Genomic DNA, 25,859 nt, shown 5'->3' with positions numbered 1-25,859 from the left:
GATTAAAAGTCTTATATAGGATCTCGTCTATGAGTGATTTAATTTTACATCACTATGCCAATTCACCTTTTGCTGAAAAAATTCGTACTTTGCTAGGTCACAAAAACGTTTGTTATAACGTCGTTAATATCCCAGTGATCATGCCCAAGCCTGATCTTGTTGCATTAACAGGTGGTTTTCGAAAAACACCTGTTCTGCAGCAGCAGAATCATATTTATTGTGATACCCGTTTGATGGCGCGCTTGATTGACCAGCAGTTTACGCAAGATAGCATTTTTCCCGATGAGTTGGATTTTACTGCGAATATTTTGGCCCAGTGGGCGGATCAACATTTGTTTAGTGTGGCGGCGGCTTTGGCGTTTTCACCTGCTGGTTTTACGGCATTTCGCGAGGCGGTACCCGAAAAGTTTGTTGCTGCTTTTGTTGCCGATAGAGCAAAGTTACGAGAAGGCGGCAATGGACTGTCTATGGATGCTAATACTGCTTTGCAGTCTATTCCCATTTATTTGCAACAACTAGAAAAGCAGCTTGATCTTGCTGGCCCTTATATATGTGGTGAGCAAATTAGCATTGCTGATTTTTCAATTTATCACTGTTTGTGGTTTATCAATAATAATGCTGGCGTCAGATATCTTTTAGAAAACCATCCTAAGTTAAACCAATGGTTTGCAACCATACAGGCCATAGGACATGGTACGCAAACACCCATAGATGCGACTGACGCCATTGATATAGCGCGCTCTGCGCCAACCGAGCAGTTTTCACAAGATGAATTTATAGTGGTAAATGGCTTCACCTTTGGTGAGCCTGTTGCGGTAGCGGCAAATGACTACGGCATTGATCCTGTTGTAGGTGAATTGCTGGTATCAAAACAAGATGAAGTGGTAATAAAACGCATAGACGAAAGGGCAGGGGAGCTGTATGTGCATTTCCCTCGGGTGGGTTATAAAATTTCCGCGCTAACATAAGCGCCGCTTTATCTGGGAGAAAAGCATGTCAGACAATCGTTATCTCAATGTGGCCTTAGCACAAATTTCCCCTGTGTGGCTGAACCGTGCCAAAACTATGGATAAGATCCTCGCGGCTATTTCAGAGGCCGCAGATCAAGGTAGTCAACTCGTTACCTTTGGCGAGGCTTTACTGCCGGGCTATCCGTTTTGGCTTGAACGAACGAGCGGCGCAGTGTTCGAAAGTCCCAAACAAAAACAGCTCCATAGTTTGTATTTACAGCAAGGCGTGAATATTGAGCGCGGTGACTTAGACTCTATTTGCCAATTGGCCAAACAACGTAAGATTCAAGTGATATTAGGCACCGCCGAACGGGCGTCTGACAGAGGTGGTCACAGTATTTATTGCTCACTGGTGTATATCAGCCAAGCGGGCGCAATATTACATGTGCACCGTAAATTAATGCCCACTTACGAAGAACGATTAACTTGGTCGCCCGGTGACGGTCATGGTTTGCAAACTCACGCTTTAGGGAGCTTTACTGTGGGTGCGCTTAATTGTTGGGAAAACTGGATGCCACTACCACGCGCGGCTTTGTATGCTCAGGGGGAAGACTTACATGTGGCTATTTGGCCGGGTGGTTTACATAACACTAAGGACATTACGCGTTTTATGGCTAAAGAAGGGCGCTCTTATGTGCTGTCGGTTTCAAGTTTAATGCGTCCAAAAGATTTTCCTGAAGATACTCCTTATTTAGATGAAATTTTACAGGATTGCCCAGAATATTTTGCCAATGGCGGTTCTTGTATTGCAGCGCCTACAGGAGAGTGGTTGCTGGAGCCTCAACTAGGTGAAGAAGCAGTATATTGTGCCACCCTCGATCATAATATTGTGTATGAAGAACGCCATAACTTTGATCCAGTTGGGCATTATTCGCGCCCCGATGTAACGCAACTTATTGTAAATCGCGAAAGGCAAACAACCGCTAAGTTTATCAGTTAGTTATTTTTGATTTAAAATTGAGTAACAAAAAATGAGATGGATTATCGTACTTGGCCTGATGTTTACTTGGATACAACAGTCAAATGCTCAAAGTATTACCGATAAACTCCTGATCACTTTGGTAGATAAACACTTACCCAAAGTACTTCATCAAGAGCAAAGTACGCCTTGGCAAATGGGGACTTACGACCTAACAGTATATAAAATGGGAAGCGCGACTTTTTCGAGTACTCATAAATACTTGAGCCTTACCGTACCCATCAAAGTGTTAATGAGGGGCAAGGTTAATAGGAAAATCTTAGGGCAAAAAATCCTACTGAATTGTGTTTCAGAAGTCCTTACCCAAGCCAGATTAGATATCGAACCTATAGTTCAACCCCCTAAATCGAAAGCACATGTTGAAATATCTGTGCCTGTTCCTAAATCAAACATGTATTGCGATGGTTTTAACATTCCCATCACCCCTTTGCTTGAACAATTAGTCATAAATAAAAAACCAGAATGGGAGCAGCAACTCGAAAGGGATATTGCGGGTTTGTTTAAGCAAGTGGGGATTTGATTTGTGAACGACGAGTACCAAGTAAAAAATTAAGGAATGAATGTGACCGGTGAAACAGATTTAGGTAAGTTACTTGCTTCTATACAGCCTGAACTTGCAGAACAGGAGTATGTGTTTGCTTGTTTAGGTAAAAATAGCTCAATCTCTATCAATGAATTGGCACCCCTTGGGATTTTTAACGAAAAAGAAGGGGTAACGGTAATAGTGTTAAAAGCGACTGCCGATGCCTTAGGAGTGGCTTACCATGGTGTATTTCGATGTATAACTCTCAAGGTACATTCTAGTCTTGAAGCCGTAGGCTTGACGGCCGCAGTATCAGGGGTTTTGACGACGAATGGGATCAGCGCCAATGTGGTGGCTGCGTATTATCACGACCATATTTTTGTACCCAAAGCTCAAGCCGATATGGCATTGAGCTGCTTGTTAAAATTAGCTGTGGATAACCAATAAAACGAAAAGAATACAAGTTGCAAACAACACATCCTCAATAGGTAATACCAATCCATCCTAACAATTGATCACTCAGCGAGACTTAAAATGGCTGGGGCTTTCTGAGTGGTCACTTATCTATGGAAAATGGTATTACAAAGTACCAATTACCCCTTCGCGGCGTTTATCTGCGGCACCTTCTAGGCTGCCGTCGGGCTTGCGTAAAATTACGCTTAACCCTGAGTTTTCACCTCGTGAGGCATCCACATCTAGGCCAACGTCTTGTAAGGCTTTAACCAAAGACTGGGGTGCTGCGCCTTTTTCGAGTCTGACTTTTTTGCCCCTTGCCACTAAATTGGGTAAATCGACCGCTTGTTGTGGGCTTAATCCCCAATCAAATACACCGATTAACGTTTTGGCGGTGTAAGCAATAATATTGTTACCGCCGGGAGAGCCAGTGGCCATTAAAAATTGCCCTTTATTATCTAAGACTATGCTAGGTGACATAGACGAGCGAGGCTTCTTGTTGGAGGCAACGGCATTGGCTATGGGTAAACCGTTAGCGTCAGTGTGCCTAAATGAAAAATCAGTCAATTGATTATTCAAAAACATCCCGCCCACCATACGTGTGGTACCAAATATACTTTCTACTGTTGCCGTCATAGACACCACATCACCTTGAGCGTCCACAATCACAAAGTGGGTTGTACCATGTACGTCTTGGGTGGCATCTTTGCCATTGACTTGAGCTGTTGTGGTGGGGTTATATTTCCAAGGATCACCAGCCCCGATAGATGACAAAACTTTATCTTTAGTGATCAAAGATGCTCGCTGTGCAAGGTAATCTGGGTGTAATAAGCCTTGTAGCGGCACATCAACCTGCCTAGTATCGGCGACATATTGATCTCTGTCGGCATACGCCAATTGCTGGGCTTGAGCAAATAATGCCCAGTTATTGGGATCGGTAGCGCCTTTGTCAGAAAATCCATGGCTATTTTCTAAAATACCTAAAATCATGCCAACCGCGACCCAAGATGAAGACGGCGGCGCACCGCATACTTGCATGGTTTTGTATGTTTGGCATAAAGCTGGGTGTTTCAGTGCTTGATAGGCAGCAATGTCCTGCGCGGTTAATCTGCCGGCACGAGGTGTGCGCTGCACCATTTCGGCAATCTGCTGGGCGATAGAGCCGGTATAAAATGCTGTTGGGTCGGCGCTAATAATTTTTAAGGTCTTGGCATAGGCAGGGTTTTTTAGTAAATACCCTGCTGGGTGTGGTTGCCCTTGGTCGTCAAAAAAATATTCATGGGCATCGGTAGGGCCCTTCTCTGGCGTATCAGGAATATATTTTCCAAACCGTTGCACCATGCCATGTAAACGTGGGGAAATATGAAAGCCATCGGTTGCCAATTGTGTGGCGCGGTCAAAAAGCACTGGCCATTGCAATAAGCCTTGGTCTTGATGGGCAAGGGATAACATAGCCACCATACCGGGTACGCCCGTCGATAAGCCACTGTTTTTGGCGTTTAGAAAACCCATGGGTTGGTTATTGGCATCTAAAAACATATCTTTGGTGGCCGCTGATGGCGCTGTCTCACGGCCATCGAATACTGATATGGCATTTTCTGAGGCGTCAAAATGCACCATAAATCCGCCACCTGCTAATCCCGAACTTTGTGGCTCAACTAAGCTTAGTACTGCCTCAATCGCCACGGCTGCATCCACTGCAGAGCCGCCAGCCCTGAGAATTTCCAAGCCAGCTTCAGTGGCAAGGGGATTGGCGGTGACGACCATCACTTGGGATGATTTTTCTTCAGTTGAGTTTTTTTGATTAGAGCAAGCAAACAAGCTAGTGAAGATAAATAAGCACAAAAATCTGTTTCGACGCATTCAGTGTGACCTTATAAAATTGTAAAAGTGATGTCCGTAAAGAAGAACAATAGAACTTAGGAGGCTAAAGCAAAGAGATTTTACCCAGATATATACTATTTACAAATTAATCAAATCCCGTTAGCGTCTGCCACACAAAAATTAAGGTATGATTTTATGAACTCGAACAACAATTATCCTATTGGTAGTCAAGGTAAAAAATGGGCTGCACCAGAAAAAGCTCAATGGTTGGCCGCGCAACAGGTTAAGCGTTCTTATACAGATGATGTATTGAGCCAATTAGACGCTTTGAGCAGCCAATTTGATATTGAAGAGTACGCTAGTTTGGAATACGACACAGGTAAGTTTCCAGTGTTTGCTTTGGGTAGTTTAACTTGGGATAAGTCTAAGCCAAATGTGTTGGTGACTGGTGGTGTACATGGATATGAAACCAGTGGTGTATTTGGGGCCCTTCGATTTGCCGCAACCGCAGCGCAGCAATATCAAGATAGATTTAACCTAATGATAGTGCCTTGCGTGAGTCCTTGGGCATACGAAACAATTAATCGCTGGAATCCCCATGCTATTGATCCTAACCGCTCATTTTATACAAATAGTCCAGCACAAGAGTCTGCTGCGTTAATGAAATTGGTTTCTGGTTTAGATTTTCTGATGCACATAGATTTGCACGAAACCACAGATACCGATAATTCAGAGTTTAGGCCAGCACTTGCCGCCAGAGACGCCGTTGAACATAAAAATTGGGCCATACCCGATGGTTTTTATACAGTGGGGGATACTTTAAAGCCTAGTCCTGACTTTCAACACGCGATAATTGAGTCCGTTGAAAAAGTTACCCATATTGCCCCAGCAGATGAAAACGGCAAAATAATTGGTGAGCTTACTCAGCAACAAGGTGTGATTAACTATGCTACCAAAGCCCTTGGTTTATGTGCGAGCGTAACCGATGCTAAATTCGTGAGTACCACAGAGGTATACCCAGATAGCCCAAAGGTTGATGGCGAGAATTGCATTCAGGCCCAAGTTGCAGCTGTGGTAGGTGGGTTAGATTATGTGAGTAAGTATGCGTGATAGGAGCACTACCTTAATGGCGTTTTCTATAGGGCGTTTGGCAAAAGGGCGAAGTTAATGCAGACCGAAATTTGCTATCGATTTACCAGAGCGCAATTGGCTAATCGATTTTTAAATGAGTTAAAACACTGGCCCGTGGCAGAGGTAAAAGCCAAGTTATATCAGGGGGCTAACTCGGTGAAAATCACCTATGAGTTCGATGGTAAGGGGTTTGACTATACTTGTTCTGAGCTTGATGATTTAGCCAATAAATACCAAGGAGAAGAAGTGTAAGTTGTCGTTTTTTTGTGTCGGCACCGCAGACACATTGACTTACAAACTCGCAGTAAACTAAGCAAAATTATTGAGGTCAAATATCGCGAGACCCACACAAGGATTAAACTATGACGATTAAAACCTCATTCACTCGATATATAAGAGAAAATCGCACATTTTTGTTATGTATATTGGTGTTATTCGCATCGCGCAGTAGCTTTGCCGACTGGTATCTGGTCCCTACTGGCTCGATGCAGCCCACTATAGTAGAAGGCGATCGCATTTTCGTCGATAAGATGGCCTACCGTTTAGAAGTGCCTTTTACTGATATCGAAATTATGCAAACCGGACAGCCAGAGCGCGGTGACATAGTAGTGTTTAACTCTGAAAAGGCCGACAATAGATTGGTAAAAAGGTTGATTGGAATACCGGGCGATAGGATAGCCATGGAAAATAACCAACTGATCATTAATGGCAAAGCTGTACGTTATGAAGCAGGCGAAAATGCTCTTCAAAAAACCGAATATTTAGACAAAGTTGCCCATTCAGTGCAATTTATAGCTGTGGCTGAAGCGCGGGATAACTTTGCTGAAGTCACCGTGCCACAAGGGCACTATTTAGTTTTAGGTGACAATAGAAATAATAGCGCAGACTCTCGATATTACGGATTTGTTCCGGCTAAAGAAATTCAAGGTAAAGCCCATAAAGTACTGGTGTCTCTTGACGCCAATAATTACTACTTGCCTCGTAAAAATCGCTTTTATACCCCTTTGATTTAAGTAACATTTGCAAAAAAAATAGCGGAACCAAATCACTATTGGGAATATTTCCCAATAGTTGATGTAAATATAATCTTGCTCTTAGTTCCCTTATACTGATGCCATCGCCGCTAATTATTCACATTTAATCATCTACTAGGAAACTTCAATGAGACAACTCTCAGTTATATTGCTTAGCATAATGCTACTGGTTAGTTTTAATGGTCATACAGCTCAACAATCAAAATCAACCACCCCGCAAAAAGCGGTGTTAGTCACAGGTTCTAATTCAGGTCTTGGTTTAAGAATGACCCAAGAACTTAGTCAACATGGCTTTTATGTCTATGCTGGGGTATTGCATAAGCACGAAATGAAAGCCATGAACGCCATGAAAAACGTCACGGCAGTACAATTTGATGTGCGTAATCAAAATGAAATTGATGCAGCGGTTAACTTTGTTGAAAAACAAGGCCGCGGTTTATATGGATTAATTAACAATGCTGGGGTGGCAGTGTTTGGGCCCATGTTAGAACTACCACTCGAGCAACTGCAGTACCAGTTAGATGTTAATGTGTTCGGGCCGTATCGTGTTACCCAAGCTTTTGCGCCTATGATTATCGAAAGTCAGGGCCGCATTGCTACCACAGGCTCAATTGCAGGTATTTTGTCGAGTTCAATGTTTGGTGCCTACAGCATGAGTAAACACGCTGTTGAGGCCTATACCGATGCTTTGTCAAAAGAAATGGCACGATTTGATGTAAGTGTGCATGTTATCGAACCCGGTAACTATGCATCTAACATCGGCAATGCGGCTAAAAAGTTACTCGATGATACCCAATATTGGACAGACGACAGCCAATACAAAAAAGAGCGTGACAATCTAATAGTAGGTTTAGCTCAGACAGATAAAGGGGCTGATCCCGTTGATGTTGGTAGGGCTGCCTTACACATAATGCAAAGTGATTCACCTAAGATCAGGTACATGGTGACAGCAACTGAGCAACAAGCTGACGCTACAGTACGTCGTCAAATTAGCAAGATGTTAGAACTCAACAACGGACAACTGCATCAGTTTGATCGCGCTAGATTGATAAAAATGCTGGACGAAGAAATGGCCAAAGCGGCAAAGAAATGATGTTTTAGGATTGGTTATAGGACATACATGAGTAATGAGTGTAACAGCAGTCTTTCCCGCATATTTTTAGCGGGAAACCACAGTGCGACTTTGAATGAGTGGATTCCCGATAAAAGCACTCGGGAATGACGTGGGTGATATTAGGGCAATACGTGGACGGTATTCGGGAATGATGTAGGCGGTATTCGGGAATGATGTGGGTGGCATTCAACAGTGTGTTAAATATCCCCTATTTCCCATTATTTCCGTCTTTCCCGCATGTTTTTAGCGGGAAACCATGGCACAGTTTAACGTCAAGTCGTTATGCTTAAATCGTATCCAGAATACTTGCGCATATTGATCACCCGATCATCATCTAACATCAGGTATTGGCCTTTAATGCCTAAAAGTTTACCTTCGAAGCCAAGCTCTTTATCCAGATTAATAGACTTTACTTTCTCTGGGTATTGCGCCACGGGATAGTGGATATCAATAGCCGGCGTGTCGGTGATATCAATGGCCTGAAATCCATATTCCTCGATGATTTCGTCTAAGTCTCCCTCAACTTGTTCCAGTAACGATTCTTTTAACGCCACTAAATCTACTTGTTCTGGCTGACTTTTAAGCATAGTGCGCCAATTGGTTTTATCTGCAATATGTTCTTTAAATGCCATTTCAACCAACCCACTGGTTAGTCTATTTTGTACTCGCATTATGGCTATGGCTTGTGTGGCACCCTGATCTAACCAACGGCTCGACACGCCATCGGTAACATGACGGGTAATGCCTACTTTTACTGTGCCAGTATTGGCTAAATACACAAAATGGTCGGATAAACAGTTGGCTTCCCCCCAAGCGGGTTCACGGCAGGTGCCTTGTTCGTAGTGGCATAATTCAGGTTTAATAATACAGGTATCACACTGGGCCAGTTTCATCAGGCAGCGATAACAATAGCCTTGATTGAAACTTTTTTTGGTTTTAACCGCACAATGTACACAGTGTATTTCGCCCTTATAATCCACTTTAAGAGACTCACCAATTACGGCATTCATATTGATTTGGTTTTCGCCAATCGGTAAAACATATTGCGCGATGTTGTTGCTATCTACACTGACCTGCATTTTGCGGATATTACCTTGATACAAGGCCATAAAAACTACTCAAAATTATAAATCTAAACGGGGAGCAAATTTAGCACAGAGCAATAAGGAAACAAATAATATCAATCAGTATGATTTTTTATCTTGGCTATTCCTTGTTTTTTAGTCATATTGTCCCAAGCTATATATGAGGGGGCAACGCTCCCTCGCGTTTCAAAAATGTAAACAGAGCAAAGAGGAAAATCTATGAAAATAAATGTTTCAGGCCATCATTGCGATATCTCAGAATCAGTAAAAGACGATATTACTCAAAAGTTTTCTAAAATAGCCAGTCATTTCCCAACCTTAATCGCCTTAGATGTCATTGTGACTAAAGAGCACGGTGAATATAGCGCAGAGGTTTCCACTAAGTACGAAGGCAGCAGTATTGCAGTAAAAGGCAAAGGAGCGGTTATGTATCCTGCTGTTTCTCAGGCAGCTAAAAAGTTAGATGCAGCACTTAAACATCGAAAAGGACAATTAAAAGGTGATTTACACCAAAAGCCTAGTGTGACCACCCCTGAAATTGCCCATGAAATTATTCAGGGTATGGATCTCACCTAGTTTCCCTATCATCATCAAAAATGCGCTCAAATACATCTTTAATTTTTGAGCGCAAATCTCCCAAAATTGGAAATCAATCATCGACGTTTTGGCCAAGCTTAAACATCACTTTAACGATAGTTCGCTATACAAATTGCAAAGTGTACAAACATTGTGGAGTGGCTATGGTGAAATATCACGATTTGTAAGTCCTAGGTTAAACACAACCTTTATTACCAAACACATTTCACCTCCTGTTGAGCAAACTCACCCAAAAGGCTGGAATACTCAAACCAGTCATCAACGCAAATTATTATCTTATAAAATTGAAGCTAGCTTCTATCGTCAATATGGGGCTCTTTGCGATGAACATTGCAGAGTACCGCAACTATTAGCAGAGTTCCTTGAGGAGCAACAGCAAATAATTGTGCTACAAGATTTAGATCAGGCTGGTTATTCTAAACGTAAAACCACTGTGAATATGGCCGAGCTGAAATTGGGGGTAAGATGGTTGGCTTATTTTCATGCTAGGTTTTTGCAACTTGATACTCCTGACTTGTGGCCCGTTGGTAGTTATTGGCATTTGGCCACACGGCAAGACGAATATAGAGCAATGCCAGAGGGAAAATTAAAAGGTGCTGCCAAGGTGTTGGATTCAAAATTGAATGCTGCGCAATACCAAACCCTGATCCATGGTGATGCTAAGTTGGCAAATTTCTGTTTTCCCGATAACCAGCGCACTCACCGCTTAGCCGCGGTAGATTTTCAATACGTGGGCAAAGGCGTGGGGGTAAAAGACCTTGCGTACTTTTTAGGCTCTTGCCTAAACTCTAATGAGTTATTTGAACATGAAACAGAAATATTAACTGAATATTTTTCGCAACTTAAAAGGGCTTTAGAGCACTATCATGTCAGCATTGATTTTGAATCACTGCAACAAGAATGGCGCAGTTTATATCCGTTAGCTTGGGCAGATTTTAATCGCTTTTTATTAGGGTGGAGTCCTGAACATTTCAAAATTAATGCCTATATGCATAAACAAAGCGAGATTGCATTGTCGAGCTGTATATCTTAGTAGCAATGAGACGAATAATTAGGATGAATTACTATTACGGGTATAATTGCGACCTGCTAAATAAATTTATCATTTACCCCCTTAATTAAAGAGAGAAGTACCTTGCATCCTCCTAAAACCCGTACTGTAATGCATTGGCTATTTGGCCAGCTGCGTCCCTATAAATGGCAAGTAACTATTGCTTTAATTGCACTTATTGTGAGTGCCGCAGCTTGGCTTATATTGGGACAAGGCATAAAGGCAGTCGTCGATGAAGGTTTTGTTGCGAATAATGCAGCCCAGCTCGATCACACTATGTTGATGGTCATGGGGATTGCGGCTGTGGGTAGTATTGCGATTTATTTTCGATTCTACTGGATGATCTGGCTAGGCGAACGAGTCAGCGCCGATATTAGGCAAAAAGTGTATACCCATTTATTGAGTCTATCACCAGCGTTTTTCGCCAAAACCCGCACCGGCGAAGTGATTTCTCGGTTTACCGCCGATACTACTTTGTTGCAATCGGTGGTAGGTATGGGGCTGTCTATGGGATTGCGCTCCAGCATTACTTTTATTGGCGCATTATTTTTGATGCTGTTTTCTAGCCCAATCTTGACCTTGTACGTGTTAATTGCGGTACCAATTGTATTGCTACCGATTAAGTTGTTTGGCACCAAAGTAAGAGTTTATTCCAAAAATAGCCAAGATAAAGTGGCAGATGTCGGTGCATATGTGGATGAAACCCTACATGAAATTCACACAGTACAAGCTTATTCTCATGAAGAAATAGACAAAACCTTGTTTCGATCTCGGATTGAAAGCGTGATGGACGCCGCCCATTTTCGAATTAAGTACCGCGCTTTGCTGGTGGCTTGTATTATGGCCGTAAGCATAGTGGCCATAACGATAGTGGCTTGGGTAGGCGCTAAACAAGTGTTAACAAGTGAACTGAGCGCAGGTGAATTAACGGCATTTATGTTTTACGCTGTGATGGCGGGTGGTGCAGTGGCGACCATCAGCGAAGTGATTGGCGAGGTGCAAAAAGCCGCGGGTGCCAGTGAACGACTAATGGAATTACTCAACACCCAAACCAGTATTGAGTCACCCCAGTCACCTATTGCATTACCCGCTAATGTTAAAGGAGAGATAAACCTAAAAAACGTCAATTTTCACTACCCTCAATCCAAAGCGGCGCCAGTTATCAAAGACTTAAACTTGCAAATCAAAAGTGGTGAACGTATCGCCCTAGTTGGCCCAAGCGGCGCTGGAAAATCCACTTTGTTTCAACTGCTACTACGCTTCTATGATGTGAGTGGTGGCCAGATTGCCTTAGAAAATCAAGATATAAAATTACTAGATGTATCGACACTGCGTCATCAATACGCCTTAGTGCCCCAAGAATCAGTGATTTTTGCCTCCAGTGTTAAAGAAAACATTGCCTATGGTCGCCCCAATGCTAGCCAAGTAGACATCGAAAACGCCGCCAAAGCTGCGCGAGCCCATGATTTTATTAACGATTTACCTGAAGGCTATGAAACCAACCTAGGCGAACGAGGCACCCGCTTATCTGGCGGTCAAAAACAACGGATTGCCATAGCAAGAGCCATTTTGGCCGATCGCCCAATATTGCTACTCGACGAAGCGACCAGCGCACTGGACGCCGCCAACGAGCAACACGTTAAACTGGCCCTTGAAGAGTTGATGAAAGATAAAACCACCTTGATCATCGCCCATAGACTTGCCACCGTTATCAATGCCGATCGAATAGTGGTAATGGACCAAGGCGAGATAGTCGCAATTGGCACCCATAAAGAATTAGTAGCCAGTAATTTGTTGTACCGAGAGTTTGCTCAATTGCAGTTAGTGAGTTGATAACAGCGGCGAGCTAAAAGCAAAAGAATTTTTAACCACAGGGGCACAGAGATCACAGAGAAAAACCATTGAAAATGTTTGTTTTCTTTTCCTCTGTGCCGCGTAGCGCTCTGTGATCTCTGTGGTGAATTCGTTTTTAAACGACCTATAAAACAGCCAATGCAAAACAAGTGGATCCCTGCTAACAACATGCAGGGATGACGAAAGTGACTGTCGTCATTCCTGAATGCCCCCATTCTGCCATTTCCGAGTGCTCCCCAGCCGGTCAGGCCTGAATGCTCTCCCTGTCGGTCAAACCCGATAGCTCTCCACGCCGGTCATGCCCGAGCTCCTCCTACCCGTCATTCTCCAGTGCTTACACCTCCAGTCATTCTCCAGTGCTCCCACTACCAGTCATTCTCCAGTGCTTCCACTGCCAGTCATTCCCGAGTGCTTTTATCGGGAATCTCTTGTCTTTAACAACCCCGCCACAGCCATTAAAAGCAAAAAATAAACCATAGAATGCACAGAGAAAAGCCATCGAAATTGGCAAAATATGGCGGGTTCATCCGACCGACTCTAGGAATATTATGGCAAATTGACTGGGGATGGCTAAATTTGCTTAAGGAAATGGACTAAGTCGGTTAGCATGAGCTAACAAACCCGTTTTTTGATATTTTTGGATAGAGTGATTTTGATTTCTTTTGCATCGTTTAAACCTATTTTAATTGCTGCCGCGCTCACATCGGTATTTTTTTCAGCCTCCAGCCAAGCAAACCAAGCCCCAGAGCTGCCAAGCTTCCAACAGTGTATTGAGCGCCTGCAGCAGCAAGCTCGCAGCGCGGGCGTCTCTGAGCACACTACTACAGCTATCTTAGGACAAATAAAGCCGTTACCAAAAATCTTGGACTACGACCGTAGTCAGCCAGAATTTGTGCAGACTTTTAGTGGTTATTTTTCTCAGCGAGTGACCAACTGGCGAATTAATAAAGGCCGCGAAAAATTAGCCAAGCATAGAAAGTTTTTAGAAAAACTGACTCGCCAATATGGGGTTCCTGCCCACTATTTATTGGCGTTCTGGGGGCTTGAAACAAACTTTGGAGGGATAAAGGGCAAAATCCCCACTATTGCAGCTTTAACAACCCTGGCTTGTGACCAGCGTAGAAGCGCGTATTTCTCTGAAGAACTGATGCAAGCCCTGTTGTTGCTAGAGCGCGAAAACCTCGATCCTAAGCATATGGTTGGCTCTTGGGCAGGGGCTATGGGGCACACCCAATTTATGCCAACGGCCTACATGAAATATGCCATAGATGGCGATGGCGATGGCAAGATTGATTTGTGGAATAATGAACATGATGCACTGGCTTCGGCAGCCCACTTTTTACAAAATTTGGGCTGGAAAGCCGGTTACCGATGGGGCAGGGAAGTCCTTTTACCCCAAGGTTTTAATTATCAATTAGCGGGTAAATCTTCACCCCAAACTTTGGCGTTTTGGGCACAGCAGGGTGTAACCCAAGTTGATAATAAAGCCTTAGATAATAGTGATTTAAGCGCCGCATTGCTTATTCCTACTGGACACACAGGTTCGGCCTTTTTGGTTTATGGTAATTTTGAGGTGATATTACGTTGGAACAACTCCGAATATTATGGTCTTGCAGTGGGTCATTTGGCCGACCGAATAAGAGGCCAAGGGGCGCTTTCAAAACCCTTACCTGACCTACCTAAGTATAAGGTAGTCGAGATGCAGCAGTTTCAAGTAGCTCTGAATCAATTAGGCTTTGATGTGGGTGAAGCTGACGGCATTTTAGGTCCTGCCACTCGTAAAGGGGTGCGGGCATTTCAACAATCTGTGGGGTTAATTGCAGATGGTTACCCATCCACAGAAACCATTGCAGCCGCAAAAATATCAGTAAAATAGATAACCTAAAGGTAGCAGTATGAAAGCACTCTTTTTTAAGTCGGTTGTATGGGTGGCAATGCTACTATTACTGCCAAGCTGTTCAAAAAACACCAGCCCAAACACTGTGTTATACAACGGTGTGGTGATTAGCCTTGATGAAGATAATATTGTTTATGAAGCGATGGCCATTAAAGATGGCAAAATTAGCCAATTGGGTAGTAGCGAAGAAATATTGGCCTTAGCGGCCGATACGACTAAAACCATTGACCTAGCAGGTGACACCTTAATCCCAGGTTTTGTTGGGGTTCATGAACATCCAACCTTAGAAGCAATATTTGCCAGCACAATTGATATTAGTGGCTTTAGCCATCAATCGGCGGCGCAAATGTGGCAATTTTTACAGCAACAAATTAGCAATAAACCAGAAGGTGATTGGGTGTTTGCGATGGGCATTGATCCTATCTTATTTCCCGATATGCAATTGCCTACCAAAAGGGATCTTGACAAGATTTCGCCCAACAATCCATTAGTTCTGGTTTCTCAAACCATGCACTCTTTTTGGGCAAATTCTCGTGCCTTTGCCGCAGTCAATGTAACAGCAGCTACACCTGATCCCGGCCATGGCAGTTATTATCAAAAAAATGACAAGGGCGAACTAACAGGCTTTATCGCCGAATCCGAGGCGGCCGCGCCTTTTTTACAAGAATTAAAGTCGCCCCTTAGGCTTATCAGCAATTACGAAACCGTGTTAGATGGGTATCTGGCTGCGGGCTTCACCACAGTTGCCTCCTTAGGTATAAATGTACCTAAGTGGATAGCCAAGTATGCGGCGCTAGAGTCATTTGATTACAAAATACGGCAATTTTTCTATTTGACCACAGATGAAATTGCATCCCTTCCCGAGCAGCCAGATAATGGTGATGACTTCTTCGCTATTTTAGGGGTAAAACTGTGGCACGATGGCTCGCCTTATACCGGCTCTATGCAGCTTGCTGAGCACTATACTAGCAGCGAGCTAACCACATCTTTGGGCTTAAAACCAGATGATGCAGGGGCATCGAGATTATCAAAAAGCGCATTTTTATCAGAGATTGAAAAGTACAGCCAAAAAGGGTGGCAACTGGCGATCCATAGCCAAGGCGATCTGTCTAGTCAGCAAGTAGCAGACGTTATGAGCAGTTTTCAAAGTGCTCAATTTAAACAGCAAAGACATAGGATAGAGCACGGCTTACTTATTTCGACGCAAAGCTTACAACAAATGGCCAAAATCGGCATGACCCCGAGTTTTCACATCAACCACATTTATTATTATGGTGATGCTTTATCTGGCGGACTTATAGGTCCAGAAAGAGCCCAAAGTGTACTACGCGTAAAAGATGCCTTTGATTTGGATATGCACCCCACATTACATGCAGACGGGCCTATGTTTCCTGCGGCGCCATTTCATCTAATGCAAACGGCCATTACCCGCAAAAGTAATCAGGGTTTAGTGTTAGGCGCCTCTCAAAGTATTAGCAAGCAACAAGGTCTTAAAGCCCTAACCTATAATGGTGCATGGCAGTTAGGGCTTGATAACAAAATAGGCAGCATCGAGCAGGGTAAATACGCCGATTTTGTGCGCCTTTCTAGTAACCCGTTAGAAACGCCGACTGAACACTTAACCGCTATTCAAGTGCTAGAAACCTGGGTGGCGGGTAAAGCGAAGTTTATAAAATCCACCCAAGAAAGGTGACAAGTGGCATTAATTATTGAAGTGATAGGCCAGATGCTTGGCGCTATTCTTATTGGTTATTTAATAATACAAGCGTGGAATGGATTCTGGAATTGGCTGTTTCCCAAATAAATAAACGCCTTTTCCACGCTTTCTAAAAATGCCTCTAGCGGCTAGCGGGCTGCTTATTCATATCGTCTTTAACTTCTGTAAAGCCTGATGGTAAGCTAAAAAAGTCCTCATCGACTGTTGATTGTGTGACGGACACTAGCTGCATTGATAAACCCGAAGAATGGCGCTCAATGCTAAGGGGAATTTTTCCCAGCTTCGCCAGTGGTGCCATAGGGTTATTAGGTAAATTAAGGTGAAGTTTTCCCTGAACTGAGTCAACAATTAGAGTGTAAATGCTATCCATGGTTTGCAACATTTCTAATAACCCCGTTCCATTTATAATAGCGTTTGGCTCGGCCACACAAGTTTGCCCTTTTAATGCTTCTTGCTCGTATATCTCGTACAACTCACATCCTACGCCTGCTAACTCTTGTTGTTGCTTAGTGGCGCTATATTGACTTTTCACGGGGGGAGTATTTTTGCCGCCGTTAAATAGCTTGTTTAACCTTGCGATTTGTTTTGCACGTTGGTCCTTGGGTAGCTGGCCGATTTTCTTTTCAAAATCAGCAAACATAGCCTGTATACCGTCGGCATAGCGCTTGGCTTTTGCTGTGCTAAAGCTGCGATATTGTTGCTGTTTATGATCAAGAATATATAAGGTTTTGCTAGAACGGTCGTACAGCTCTTGAAGTTGTTGCTGCTTGTTGATATTTGCAACATGATTTTGGCTTAAAAATAACGAATAATCTTGCTGATTTTTTCCTTGTAGCTGCATATCAAGCACGGTAGTGGCCACTTGGCCAAAGCTAGAATACGAAACGAATAGTAATATCACTAACAACAAACGAAAAATCATCATAAAATCAGTACCTTAAATAAGCTTAAATGCATTGTGACATAAAATAAAAAAGGGATGCAAATATGCATCCCCAAATAGTTTTACAGCTTTAATTGTTTAATGCAGCATAAACGAAGCCACAATTAGTTTTTGCGAAACTTTTTACGTTGTACACCTATCATCAATAAACCAGAGATGATTAAAACAACAGCGTTAGGAGCTGGTACTACAACATTATTGCTTTCTAATAAGTCAAAAGCATAATCGGCTAGTAAATTGTGAGCGGCAGTAGTTGGGTGAATTTCATCCCAAAACGCATACCCATCAGCCCCAGAACAGGCTCTTTCTCCGAAGAAATTTGAACTACGGCATTGGTCACTGGTATTGGTAAACCCAAAATCTGCAGGATTGGCCAGCAACTCATTGAAGGTAGTGAACACATCAAAATAATAGAGATCGGCATTCGATAGAAGGTTTAGCTTCATTAAACGACTTTCTAAGCCTTCATTCCATGCAACCGTCAAGTCATGAGCCTGAGCACTGTTGACTGTATTCGCAAACTCTGGAATAGCGCCAAGATCAGGTAAGTTAGGTACCAATAATGTGCTTACTCCACTTTCAAGTAGTTGCGTTAAAGATGCAGCCATAGTATCAAGAGCTTGTTCTATACCAGCAAGCGGATTTGCTTGACCAACTAGACCACGTACGTCGTTGCCACCTATCCAAGTGATATATAACGCATCTGTATCAGCGGTATTTGATGATTTTGAAATATATTGGTTAACTTGCGCATCCATACCTTCTATAAATAAATCTTCTAAACCTTGACTACCAGAAGATAATGCACCGCCATAAGCGTAGTTGTTGCCACCGTCACGAGAAATTGGCGTTGAATTTAGTCCCAAATCTGCAGATAAGTATTCATGCCATACATCACCATTTGAAAAACGGCCATTGTCACCGTAGCCAACAGTATTCTTGACAAAAAAATCAAGAAACCCTGCGGAATCTTTAATGTTACCCGTATCAGACAAACTATCGCCAAAAACATATATATCAGAATACTCGATGCCAGCAGTAGCCACAGTACTACTTAATGCAATAGATGCACCTAGTACCAAAGCCGCTGTTTTTTTATAAATAGTAGTTATTTTCATACATTTCCCCAATTTATATTAGTGTTATTGATTTGTTTATTGAATCAAAGCTAAAATCGTGCCAGTTATTTTTTTGTTAATAATATTAATGACTTATGGTTTTTGTGGGATGTAGAGTTATCTTAAATGTAAAAAAAATTGACACTCTTGTGCCTTCACGTATCAATTTTATGACAGAGAATAATGTGAGTTGAGAAAAATAACCGGCTGAAATTTAAATAGATAAAGAAATACTATGGTTGGCTAACTCAATTCTGCAAAAACTGCGCAATTTCGCCCTTTAGATTTAGAGCGGTAAAGCGCCTTATCGGCATTATCAAATAGCTGGTTGAGGCTAGCAACATCTTGTGATGAAGCAATTCCAATTGAAGCGGTAATGGCCCCATGGGTATCTGTCCAACCAATTACGTCCATGGCGGCAATCCTTTCTAGTAAGGTTTCTGAAACTCGCAGCGCCCCCTCTTTGGTGGTATCGGTTAATATTATTGCAAACTCTTCACCACCAAACCTACCGGTAATATCGGTGGTACGGGTAGTGTCTTTTATTACCTTACCCACAGCTACTAACACTTTGTCGCCGATTAAGTGCCCTGCGGTATCATTAATTTTTTTGAAATAATCTAGGTCAATTAGTAGCAGCCACATGGGAACTTGGGTGCGCTGAATGCGCGCGAATTCAAACTCACTCCTTTCCATAAGCTTACGTCTATTAGGTAAAGACGTTAGTTGATCTGTCATTGCCGCTTCTTCTAATAAAGCCTTGGCTTCTTGATGCTTTTGCTCAATTGCCTCATGCATCATGGCCGAAACAGTGATTATGAAGATAATAAACCAACAAACTGCCACCACATAAAAACTAAATACGCTTGTTGGGCCGTGGTATTAAAAGATTTAATGACTAAAAAACCCAAAAGAAGCGGGATTAAGTAGCAAGCCAAGGCTTGCACGCGAGCAATAGTGCCACCAGAATGTGTGCTTAGAATTGCTTTTAGTCCACCGGCATTAGCCGTTGCAGCGAGTATTGAAATTCCAAGCGCACAACCAAAAATACTAGTGGGCTCAGACATTTGACCATAAAAAGCACTAATGTTGTACGCGTAACCGGTTAAAGAAGTGACAGGTATGGCTAAACTAATAAAAGCAAGCAGTTGTGAAACAACCAGCTTATTAGCTTGTTTGAACACAACTGCCGCAGCCATAATAAATAGCATCACGGCCGTATTCACACCCATAGCATTGCTTTTGCCGGATTGTATATCGGCCGCAACTTGTGCTTTAAAAGGTGTGAAAATTTCTGACAGTGTCAAGGAAAAGTAAAAATCTATCAGCCTAAAGCCAACAATAAGAGCCGCAACAAGTGCCATTATATAAGGAGAGAATGAGGTGGGTGACTTTCTCCCAAACCACATAGCAAGCGCAATAAGGAAAATACTAATAGCCGTTAACGGATGAGTGGCTTCGTCATAACCTAATGGCCGATAAAGCAATTCAATACCGCAAAGGTAGCCAAGTAATGCTAGACAACTAAAGACAACACACATTCCTATTAAAGGAGCGGAAAGTGACATGACATTTTCAGAAGTAAACCAAGGATTAGTGAATTTTTTAAGTATTTGCATCCATTTATTTAGCAGGGCTAACATCCATTATTTAAAATAATACGTAGCGGAATACATTAACTTAAATTTATACCATTCTCCATAAATAAGTGACCACTCAGAAAGTCCCAGCCATTTTTGCGTAAGGTCACTATGCAGGAATGGTCAATCCCTTTCAAATAGTGAGTACGCAGCGCAAGAGTGGCTGGGGCTTTCCCTTTAGGGCGAGTTTTAAAAGGGCTTACTCTGCGTTGCTCGAATTCGCAATAGAATAACTATTACTTTATTCAAGCGCCTTGATTAAGCCATTTTAAAATCTCGCTGAGTGGTCACTTATTTATGGAGAATGGTATTATACATGTCAAAGCACCCAATATCGCTCGTCTGTCCATTCTAGAATTTTGAACATCGCATCCTTGCCCTTCAATTATCAACAGGGATTGATAGGGCGATTGACACATTCTATTAGCTTGTTGAAACAAACGACCATCAATAATTGAAACCAATAAATCCTTAACTTGTTTGCGCTCAACTATTAGCCAGTTATTAATAAGGTAATCGCCATAAGCCATACGTTTAATTTCGAGGGCAACTTGGGGATGATCTTGTAACAAACCCAATATCCCACTGGTACTTTCTCTGTCGTCTGCTTGAATATGTAGCATTTAAATTCACTCACCTTCCATGGAATAATATTAAAAAGTAGCACAAACCAACAAAGTGAGGCTCTTATAATAAATCTCACCTCTAAACCGCATCATCCTTTTAACTAGCCACCCATAATAAAAACTTAACAAAAATAGCAAAGCGTTTTATGCAGAATCAGTGACTGGTGTCGTTTGGGTCTTAGGAGGTGAGCTTTGTATTGCTTATATGATTGGATTTAGGTTGTTTTTGCATTTTCCAGGCGTAACTACTCTGTAAATTGTTTCGTTTTACTTGTTTTAAAGGATTAAGCGCAGTGCAGTAGACTTTTCGCTTTACCCATACCCCGTATTCGTTGATGGCCAGTATGGCGTTTAAACTTATTCATCAGCATTTCTGCCCCAGCGGCATAACAAAAGTGCTGTTCAAATTCGGTGGTAAGGGTGAGCCACTGTTCATCTGATAACCCTAATCGTTGCAATATGGGTGGCTGTTGATGGTCTATGTGGCCTGTTTTGTTACCTCTGATAATTCGGCCTGTGGTATCCACTAGCTCACAATAGTCTTTGAGAGAAAAAGCGATGCCTTTTGGCATGTTTTGCTTGGGATTGCCGACAAATGGCATGAGCGAGTGTTGAGTGTGGGCGTGTGGTATCGCTGCTAAACGGGTGTGAATACTGGTGTGTTTTGAAGTATCAGGGGTATCGGCTACTTTAGCTCTGATAGGGTTTAAGTCCACATAGGCCATGCAGGCCAGCAGGGCTGATTCATCTAACAGCGCTTGGGATTTAAACCGTCCTTCCCAAAACCTTCCGGTGCAGTCATCTTCTTTGTTAGCCTCTCGTGCGATGTATTCATTTAGGTCCCGCATCAGCCAGCTAATATCATATAGGCGTTTGCGATATTCGGCTATGGTGTCATCTAACGTTAGAAGTTGCGCTTGGCTTAAGGCATCACCTTTCAAAAACATCTGAGTGAGTAAGGTGCCTTTATGCACGAGATGCCAGCGGCTCAGTACATCATTATCATTCCAAGACTGCGCCTGCTCTACATCCACATGTAACACCACATGCACATGATTACTCATCACCGCATAAGCACATATATCAATGGCAAACACAGAAGACAAAAACAATAAGCGCTGTTCCACCCATCCACGACGATGCTCATAACTTTGACCTGAATAATTATCAATCCCGCACAAGAAAGAGCGCCTAACACAGCGCGAAACACAATGGTAATAAGGAGTATCCGACAAACTAATTTGAGAACTACGAGGTTGAGCCATGACATCAATCCTTTGATTTGTTTCCTTATCAAAGATTAGTCCAGTTTAGTTAAATTGCCATTTTTGTTTTGGGTGTCTATATAAAAAGAGTAACCTATGAGTGTAACTTTTTTAAATATACAGTTATGATTGTTTTTTGCTCTAAATTAGTAAGGTTTGTGGGCGTCTTGACTCAAACGTTTTCCCTAAAACATAATATTTTTTACACACATCTCTTTAGCCTGCCATGGATTTTGGTATTTTTCTGCTTAGTTTTTATACCCAGGTGTTATGGCCAGAGTAGGACTATAAGGGTTGGCAGTGAGGAAAATTCCTATGTTCGCCAATTATTAGATTTAGCATTAAGCGCAAGTGATTGGCGAGATCAGTATCAATTTATATATAACCAAGATTTGGTGCAGTCAAAAGAGCGCCAAGTTAGACTTATTGCTAAGAGTAAATTTATTGATATAACTGCTTTAGCCGTAACAAAGCAAAGAATGGATAGATTAAGGGCCATTCAAATTCCCATTTATTTTGGTGCTCTGGGCTACCGTGTTTTTTTGATTAATAACAAAAATCAGAGCAAATTTACTGGTATTTCTAGCATCAAAGAGCTCCGACGATTAAACGCTATTTTTGTCAATGGTTGGGCTGACACTCAGGTGCTTGAAAACAATAAGATACCTACTTTTATTACCAGTAATCGGCAATTGGCATACTCGATGATTGAGCGTAACCGCGGTGATTATTTCCCCCGAGGTTTACACGAAGTATTGAGTGATTACCGTGAAAATGTTGAGCAATTTCCGTCATTGGCTATCGGACAAAGGTTAGCCTTGTATTATCCACTACCGGTATATTACTTCGTTTCTTACCAGTCCGAGGAATTGGCCCAACAAGTTGAAAAGGGTTTACTTAAAGTGCTAAGTGATGGCGGTATGCGTACTTTATTTTTGGAACATTTTGCTGAAAGTATTCAATCTTTAAACTTAGCAAAGCGAAATGTTATTGAATTACACAATGATGGCTTACCGAGTGATATTAATTTACCCTCACTCAAGCAATGGCAAAGTTATATTCAAAGCCAAGTGCTAGACAAGTAACTAATATAAAAACAAAAAAACCAGCGTGACGTTACAATCAAGCTGGTTTTTTTAATGATTTAATTTTGATTTACTTACGCAGTTTTTGGATTAACCTTAACTGGGCAATGGCTTCGGCTAGCTCGGCGGCTGCTTCGGCGTAATCAAAATCGGCACCTTGGTTGGCGATATGCTCTTCAGCGCGTTTCTTCGCTTCTAAGGCTGCTTGTTCGTCTAAGTCTTCTGCACGAATAGCAGTATCGGCCAATACAGTCACTGTACCAGGTTGTATTTCAAGCACGCCACCGTTGATGTAGATTGTTTCTTCATCACCGTGTTGCTTAACAAGACGTACCATCCCAGGTAAAAGCGTAGTTAATAAAGGTGCGTGGCCTGGGTGTATCCCAAGTTCACCTTCACTACCTGTCACCTGAATAGCTTCGACCAAACCAGAAAAAATACTGACTTCGGCACTTACTACGTCTAGATGTACTGTCATTGCCATAAAAACCTCCTAAGAAAAAACTGGTTTTCGGAGCGCATTTAGTTTGGAGTCTAGGAGGAAGCGCGCAATGTATAACTATACCTGAGCACTTCCGACCAAGAGGCCGAGCTAAATGGGCCGAAAATTACATGTTTTTCGCTTTCTCGCTTGCTTCTTCGATAGAACCAACCATGTAGAAAGCTTGCTCTGGAAGATGATCAAATTCCCCTTCCAAAATGCCTTTAAATCCACTGATAGTGTCTTTCAAAGATACATATTTACCAGGTGAACCAGTAAATACTTCTGCTACGAAGAAAGGTTGTGACAAGAAACGCTGAATTTTACGAGCACGAGATACAGTTTGTTTATCTTCTTCAGATAATTCGTCCATACCTAAGATAGCAATGATATCTTTTAACTCTTTATAACGTTGTAACGTAGTTTGCACACCGTTAGCCGTGTCATAGTGCTCTTGACCAACCACTAATGGGTCAAGTTGACGTGACGTAGAATCAAGTGGGTCAACCGCTGGGTAAATACCCAAAGACGCGATATCACGAGACAATACAACAGTTGCATCTAAGTGAGCAAAGGTGGTGGCTGGTGATGGATCGGTCAAATCATCCGCAGGTACATATACCGCTTGGATTGAAGTGATTGAACCAGTTTTGGTTGACGCGATACGCTCTTGTAGTACACCCATTTCTTCAGCTAGGGTAGGCTGATAACCTACAGCTGACGGCATACGACCTAGTAGTGCAGATACTTCTGTACCGGCTAGGGTATAACGGTAAATGTTATCTACGAAGAACAATACGTCACGACCTTCATCACGGAATTTCTCCGCCATAGTCAAACCAGTCAAGGCAACACGTAAACGGTTTCCAGGAGGCTCGTTCATTTGGCCGTAAACTAGCGATACTTTATCTAGTACGTTTGAATCGTTCATTTCGTGATAGAAATCGTTACCTTCACGAGTACGCTCACCTACACCAGCAAATACTGAGTAGCCGCTGTGCTCGATAGCGATGTTACGAATCAATTCCATCATGTTTACAGTTTTACCAACACCGGCTCCACCGAACAATCCAACTTTACCACCTTTAGCGAACGGGCAAACTAAGTCGATAACTTTGATGCCTGTTTCTAGCAGTTCAACTGAACTTGATTGATCTTCATAAGAAGGGGCTTCACGGTGAATAGACATACGCTCTTCTTCACCAATGGGACCTGCTTCATCGATTGGGTTACCCAATACATCCATGATACGACCAAGCGTGGCTGTACCAACTGGAACCTGAATAGCTTCACCAGTATTTTCAACTGTTAAGCCTCGGCGCAAACCGTCAGTAGTACCCAATGCGATTGTACGCACTATGCCACCACCAAGTTGCTGCTGCACTTCTAGGGTCAGACCCTTCAAGTTACCTTCGGCAACTCGTAATGCGTCATATACTTTTGGAACCGAATCTTGTGGAAACTCAATATCCACTACGGCGCCAATTATTTGGACGACCTTACCTTGACTCATGTTAATTCCTCTTAAATTCTAAAACCTTTGCCTACACCGCTGCCGCGCCACTCACAATCTCACTAATTTCTTGTGTGATTGCAGCCTGACGAGCTTTGTTGTATACCAGTTGTAAATCATCTATTAAGTCACCCGCGTTATCAGTTGCTGCTTTCATTGCAACCATACGAGCGGCTTGCTCAGACGCGCCATTTTCAACGACACCTTGGTATACTTGAGACTCTATAAAACGTACCAAAAGCATATCTAAGATAGGCTTAGGATCTGGTTCGTATATGTAGTCCCAACGGTGTTGTAATTCTTTTTCTTCAGATTTTGGCAAAGGCAACAATTGATCGATCTGCGGCTCTTGCGCCATGGTATTTACAAACTTATTAAATACCAAATATAAACGGTCTATTTTGCCATCGTTAAATGCATCCAACATAATACGTACCAAGCCAATAATTTCATTGACTGTAGGCGCATCACCTAAACCAGATTCAGCGGCCAATACACTGCCACCAAAACGATTGAAGAATGCAACAGACTTAGCGCCTAGCGCTGCAAAGTCTGTTTCGACACCTTGTTCTTGCCATTTTTGTGCTTCTTTGACCACCTTTTTGAATTCATTGGTGTTTAATCCACCACATAATCCACGGTCAGTAGAAATCACAATATAGCCCACGCGTTTTACTTCGCGGTCGTCCAAATATGGATGACGATATTCAAGGTTAGCGTTTGCCAGGTGACCGATCACATTTCGAATATTCTCAGCATATGGACGGCTTGAAGCCATACGATCTTGCGCCTTTTTCATTTTAGACGCTGCAACCATTTCCATAGCGCTGGTGATCTTCTGCGTATTTTTAATACTGCCGATCTTACCTTTTATCTCTTTACCGCTAGCCATAAACTCTATCTCCGATTATTCAACATA

Annotated in this window: 25 protein-coding genes; 14 read left to right on the top strand and 11 right to left on the bottom strand. The window is 42.5% G+C overall.

What is annotated here, in order from left to right; all coding sequences use genetic code 11:
- The first annotated feature begins 29 nt into the window (after window positions 1-29).
- Genes Q0688_RS18565 through Q0688_RS18550 form a run of 4 tightly spaced genes read left to right on the top strand, consistent with a single transcriptional unit; the run spans window position 30 to window position 2,959 of the window.
- Window positions 30-968, top strand: coding sequence for a glutathione S-transferase family protein (locus Q0688_RS18565; protein ID WP_299080545.1), 939 nt, complete (start codon window positions 30-32; stop codon window positions 966-968).
- 25 nt (window positions 969-993) lie between these two features.
- Window positions 994-1,950, top strand: a complete 957-nt coding sequence (locus Q0688_RS18560; RefSeq protein ID WP_299080542.1) for a carbon-nitrogen hydrolase family protein — start codon at window positions 994-996, stop codon at window positions 1,948-1,950.
- Window positions 1,951-1,981: 31 nt separating this feature from the next.
- Window positions 1,982-2,509: a DUF4403 family protein gene (locus Q0688_RS18555; protein WP_299080540.1), complete on the top strand. Its 528-nt coding sequence runs from the start codon at window positions 1,982-1,984 to the stop codon at window positions 2,507-2,509.
- A gap of 42 nt (window positions 2,510-2,551) precedes the next feature.
- On the top strand, window positions 2,552-2,959 hold the full coding sequence (locus Q0688_RS18550; protein ID WP_299080537.1) for an ACT domain-containing protein: 408 nt from the start codon (window positions 2,552-2,554) through the stop codon (window positions 2,957-2,959).
- Window positions 2,960-3,091: 132 nt separating this feature from the next.
- Here the strand turns inward: Q0688_RS18550 and Q0688_RS18545 are convergent, their stop codons facing one another.
- A complete protein-coding gene (locus tag Q0688_RS18545; RefSeq protein ID WP_299080534.1) occupies window positions 3,092-4,828 on the bottom strand; it encodes a gamma-glutamyltransferase family protein in 1,737 nt (578 codons plus the stop codon).
- A gap of 156 nt (window positions 4,829-4,984) precedes the next feature.
- Here Q0688_RS18545 and Q0688_RS18540 point away from each other — a divergent pair, with 156 nt between their 5' ends.
- The 4 genes from Q0688_RS18540 (at window position 4,985) to Q0688_RS18525 (ending at window position 8,047) form a co-directional block, all read left to right on the top strand.
- Window positions 4,985-5,899, top strand: coding sequence for a M14 family metallocarboxypeptidase (locus Q0688_RS18540; RefSeq protein WP_299080531.1), 915 nt, complete (start codon window positions 4,985-4,987; stop codon window positions 5,897-5,899).
- A 57-nt stretch (window positions 5,900-5,956) separates the two neighbouring features.
- On the top strand, window positions 5,957-6,172 hold the full coding sequence (locus Q0688_RS18535; protein WP_299080528.1) for a hypothetical protein: 216 nt from the start codon (window positions 5,957-5,959) through the stop codon (window positions 6,170-6,172).
- A gap of 110 nt (window positions 6,173-6,282) precedes the next feature.
- Window positions 6,283-6,933 carry a signal peptidase I gene (gene lepB, locus Q0688_RS18530; RefSeq protein ID WP_299080525.1) on the top strand — a complete coding sequence of 217 codons (651 nt, stop codon included), beginning with the start codon at window positions 6,283-6,285 and terminating at the stop codon, window positions 6,931-6,933.
- A 148-nt stretch (window positions 6,934-7,081) separates the two neighbouring features.
- Window positions 7,082-8,047 (top strand): SDR family oxidoreductase, encoded by a 966-nt coding sequence (locus tag Q0688_RS18525; protein ID WP_299080522.1) that lies wholly within the window; start codon window positions 7,082-7,084, stop codon window positions 8,045-8,047.
- 293 nt (window positions 8,048-8,340) lie between these two features.
- Here the strand turns inward: Q0688_RS18525 and Q0688_RS18520 are convergent, their stop codons facing one another.
- Window positions 8,341-9,177: a DUF2797 domain-containing protein gene (locus Q0688_RS18520; RefSeq protein ID WP_299080519.1), complete on the bottom strand. Its 837-nt coding sequence runs from the start codon at window positions 9,175-9,177 to the stop codon at window positions 8,341-8,343.
- Between the two features lie 195 nt (window positions 9,178-9,372).
- Here Q0688_RS18520 and raiA point away from each other — a divergent pair, with 195 nt between their 5' ends.
- The 5 genes from raiA to Q0688_RS18495 all read left to right on the top strand — a co-directional run bounded on the left by raiA (window position 9,373) and on the right by Q0688_RS18495 (window position 16,245).
- Window positions 9,373-9,729, top strand: a complete 357-nt coding sequence (raiA, locus tag Q0688_RS18515) for a ribosome-associated translation inhibitor RaiA (protein WP_299080516.1) — start codon at window positions 9,373-9,375, stop codon at window positions 9,727-9,729.
- A gap of 133 nt (window positions 9,730-9,862) precedes the next feature.
- Window positions 9,863-10,783, top strand: a complete 921-nt coding sequence (locus tag Q0688_RS18510) for an oxidoreductase family protein (RefSeq protein ID WP_299080512.1) — start codon at window positions 9,863-9,865, stop codon at window positions 10,781-10,783.
- A gap of 102 nt (window positions 10,784-10,885) precedes the next feature.
- Window positions 10,886-12,634 (top strand): ABC transporter transmembrane domain-containing protein, encoded by a 1,749-nt coding sequence (locus Q0688_RS18505; protein WP_299080509.1) that lies wholly within the window; start codon window positions 10,886-10,888, stop codon window positions 12,632-12,634.
- A gap of 673 nt (window positions 12,635-13,307) precedes the next feature.
- A complete protein-coding gene (locus Q0688_RS18500; RefSeq protein ID WP_299080506.1) occupies window positions 13,308-14,531 on the top strand; it encodes a lytic murein transglycosylase in 1,224 nt (407 codons plus the stop codon).
- 19 nt (window positions 14,532-14,550) lie between these two features.
- Window positions 14,551-16,245 carry an amidohydrolase gene (locus Q0688_RS18495; RefSeq protein ID WP_299080503.1) on the top strand — a complete coding sequence of 565 codons (1,695 nt, stop codon included), beginning with the start codon at window positions 14,551-14,553 and terminating at the stop codon, window positions 16,243-16,245.
- 145 nt (window positions 16,246-16,390) lie between these two features.
- Here Q0688_RS18495 and Q0688_RS18490 read toward each other — a convergent pair whose 3' ends face one another.
- From Q0688_RS18490 to Q0688_RS18465, 6 genes are all read right to left on the bottom strand, one after another.
- Window positions 16,391-17,194: a hypothetical protein gene (locus tag Q0688_RS18490; protein ID WP_299080500.1), complete on the bottom strand. Its 804-nt coding sequence runs from the start codon at window positions 17,192-17,194 to the stop codon at window positions 16,391-16,393.
- Between the two features lie 122 nt (window positions 17,195-17,316).
- Entirely contained in the window at window positions 17,317-18,330 is a 1,014-nt protein-coding gene (locus Q0688_RS18485; RefSeq protein WP_299080497.1) for an SGNH/GDSL hydrolase family protein, read from the bottom strand.
- A gap of 243 nt (window positions 18,331-18,573) precedes the next feature.
- Window positions 18,574-19,131, bottom strand: a complete 558-nt coding sequence (locus tag Q0688_RS18480) for a GGDEF domain-containing protein (protein WP_299080494.1) — start codon at window positions 19,129-19,131, stop codon at window positions 18,574-18,576.
- 14 nt (window positions 19,132-19,145) lie between these two features.
- Entirely contained in the window at window positions 19,146-19,949 is an 804-nt protein-coding gene (locus Q0688_RS18475) for a hypothetical protein (RefSeq protein WP_299080490.1), read from the bottom strand.
- 308 nt (window positions 19,950-20,257) lie between these two features.
- Window positions 20,258-20,593: an ERCC4 domain-containing protein gene (locus tag Q0688_RS18470; protein ID WP_299080487.1), complete on the bottom strand. Its 336-nt coding sequence runs from the start codon at window positions 20,591-20,593 to the stop codon at window positions 20,258-20,260.
- Window positions 20,594-20,880: 287 nt separating this feature from the next.
- Window positions 20,881-21,861, bottom strand: coding sequence for a transposase (locus Q0688_RS18465; protein WP_299080484.1), 981 nt, complete (start codon window positions 21,859-21,861; stop codon window positions 20,881-20,883).
- A 68-nt stretch (window positions 21,862-21,929) separates the two neighbouring features.
- Here Q0688_RS18465 and Q0688_RS18460 point away from each other — a divergent pair, with 68 nt between their 5' ends.
- A complete protein-coding gene (locus Q0688_RS18460) occupies window positions 21,930-22,946 on the top strand; it encodes a hypothetical protein (protein ID WP_299080481.1) in 1,017 nt (338 codons plus the stop codon).
- 70 nt (window positions 22,947-23,016) lie between these two features.
- On the opposite strand, the gene Q0688_RS18455 is transcribed toward Q0688_RS18460, so the two are convergent.
- The 3 genes from Q0688_RS18455 to atpG form a co-directional block, all read right to left on the bottom strand.
- Complete coding sequence (locus tag Q0688_RS18455; protein ID WP_299080478.1) at window positions 23,017-23,430, bottom strand: F0F1 ATP synthase subunit epsilon; 414 nt, start codon at window positions 23,428-23,430, stop codon at window positions 23,017-23,019.
- A gap of 124 nt (window positions 23,431-23,554) precedes the next feature.
- Window positions 23,555-24,940: a F0F1 ATP synthase subunit beta gene (atpD, locus tag Q0688_RS18450; protein ID WP_299080473.1), complete on the bottom strand. Its 1,386-nt coding sequence runs from the start codon at window positions 24,938-24,940 to the stop codon at window positions 23,555-23,557.
- A gap of 31 nt (window positions 24,941-24,971) precedes the next feature.
- Window positions 24,972-25,832 (bottom strand): F0F1 ATP synthase subunit gamma, encoded by an 861-nt coding sequence (gene atpG, locus Q0688_RS18445; protein WP_299080469.1) that lies wholly within the window; start codon window positions 25,830-25,832, stop codon window positions 24,972-24,974.
- Between the last annotated feature and the right edge of the window lie 27 nt (window positions 25,833-25,859).

The sequence above is a fragment of the uncultured Paraglaciecola sp. genome (assembly GCF_937123705.1).
In the GTDB taxonomy this organism is placed as follows: Bacteria; Pseudomonadota; Gammaproteobacteria; order Enterobacterales; family Alteromonadaceae; genus Paraglaciecola.
This window is presented reverse-complemented; position numbering and strand designations above follow the sequence as displayed.

Excerpts from the sequence above, each read along its gene's own strand:
- Q0688_RS18565 (WP_299080545.1), top strand. The coding sequence starts at position 30 with ATGAGTGATTTAATTTTACATCACTATGCCAATTCACCTTTTGCTGAA.
- Q0688_RS18560 (WP_299080542.1), top strand. The coding sequence starts at position 994 with ATGTCAGACAATCGTTATCTCAATGTGGCCTTAGCACAAATTTCCCCT.
- Q0688_RS18555 (WP_299080540.1), top strand. The coding sequence starts at position 1,982 with ATGAGATGGATTATCGTACTTGGCCTGATGTTTACTTGGATACAACAG.
- Q0688_RS18545 (WP_299080534.1), bottom strand. The coding sequence starts at position 4,828 with ATGCGTCGAAACAGATTTTTGTGCTTATTTATCTTCACTAGCTTGTTT.
- Q0688_RS18540 (WP_299080531.1), top strand. The coding sequence starts at position 4,985 with ATGAACTCGAACAACAATTATCCTATTGGTAGTCAAGGTAAAAAATGG.
- Q0688_RS18535 (WP_299080528.1), top strand. The coding sequence starts at position 5,957 with ATGCAGACCGAAATTTGCTATCGATTTACCAGAGCGCAATTGGCTAAT.
- lepB (WP_299080525.1), top strand. The coding sequence starts at position 6,283 with ATGACGATTAAAACCTCATTCACTCGATATATAAGAGAAAATCGCACA.
- Q0688_RS18525 (WP_299080522.1), top strand. The coding sequence starts at position 7,082 with ATGAGACAACTCTCAGTTATATTGCTTAGCATAATGCTACTGGTTAGT.
- Q0688_RS18520 (WP_299080519.1), bottom strand. The coding sequence starts at position 9,177 with ATGGCCTTGTATCAAGGTAATATCCGCAAAATGCAGGTCAGTGTAGAT.
- raiA (WP_299080516.1), top strand. The coding sequence starts at position 9,373 with ATGAAAATAAATGTTTCAGGCCATCATTGCGATATCTCAGAATCAGTA.
- Q0688_RS18495 (WP_299080503.1), top strand. The coding sequence starts at position 14,551 with ATGAAAGCACTCTTTTTTAAGTCGGTTGTATGGGTGGCAATGCTACTA.
- Q0688_RS18490 (WP_299080500.1), bottom strand. The coding sequence starts at position 17,194 with ATGATGATTTTTCGTTTGTTGTTAGTGATATTACTATTCGTTTCGTAT.
- Q0688_RS18485 (WP_299080497.1), bottom strand. The coding sequence starts at position 18,330 with ATGAAAATAACTACTATTTATAAAAAAACAGCGGCTTTGGTACTAGGT.
- Q0688_RS18480 (WP_299080494.1), bottom strand. The coding sequence starts at position 19,131 with ATGATGCATGAGGCAATTGAGCAAAAGCATCAAGAAGCCAAGGCTTTA.
- Q0688_RS18475 (WP_299080490.1), bottom strand. The coding sequence starts at position 19,949 with ATGCAAATACTTAAAAAATTCACTAATCCTTGGTTTACTTCTGAAAAT.
- Q0688_RS18470 (WP_299080487.1), bottom strand. The coding sequence starts at position 20,593 with ATGCTACATATTCAAGCAGACGACAGAGAAAGTACCAGTGGGATATTG.
- Q0688_RS18465 (WP_299080484.1), bottom strand. The coding sequence starts at position 21,861 with ATGGCTCAACCTCGTAGTTCTCAAATTAGTTTGTCGGATACTCCTTAT.
- Q0688_RS18455 (WP_299080478.1), bottom strand. The coding sequence starts at position 23,430 with ATGGCAATGACAGTACATCTAGACGTAGTAAGTGCCGAAGTCAGTATT.
- atpD (WP_299080473.1), bottom strand. The coding sequence starts at position 24,940 with ATGAGTCAAGGTAAGGTCGTCCAAATAATTGGCGCCGTAGTGGATATT.
- atpG (WP_299080469.1), bottom strand. The coding sequence starts at position 25,832 with ATGGCTAGCGGTAAAGAGATAAAAGGTAAGATCGGCAGTATTAAAAAT.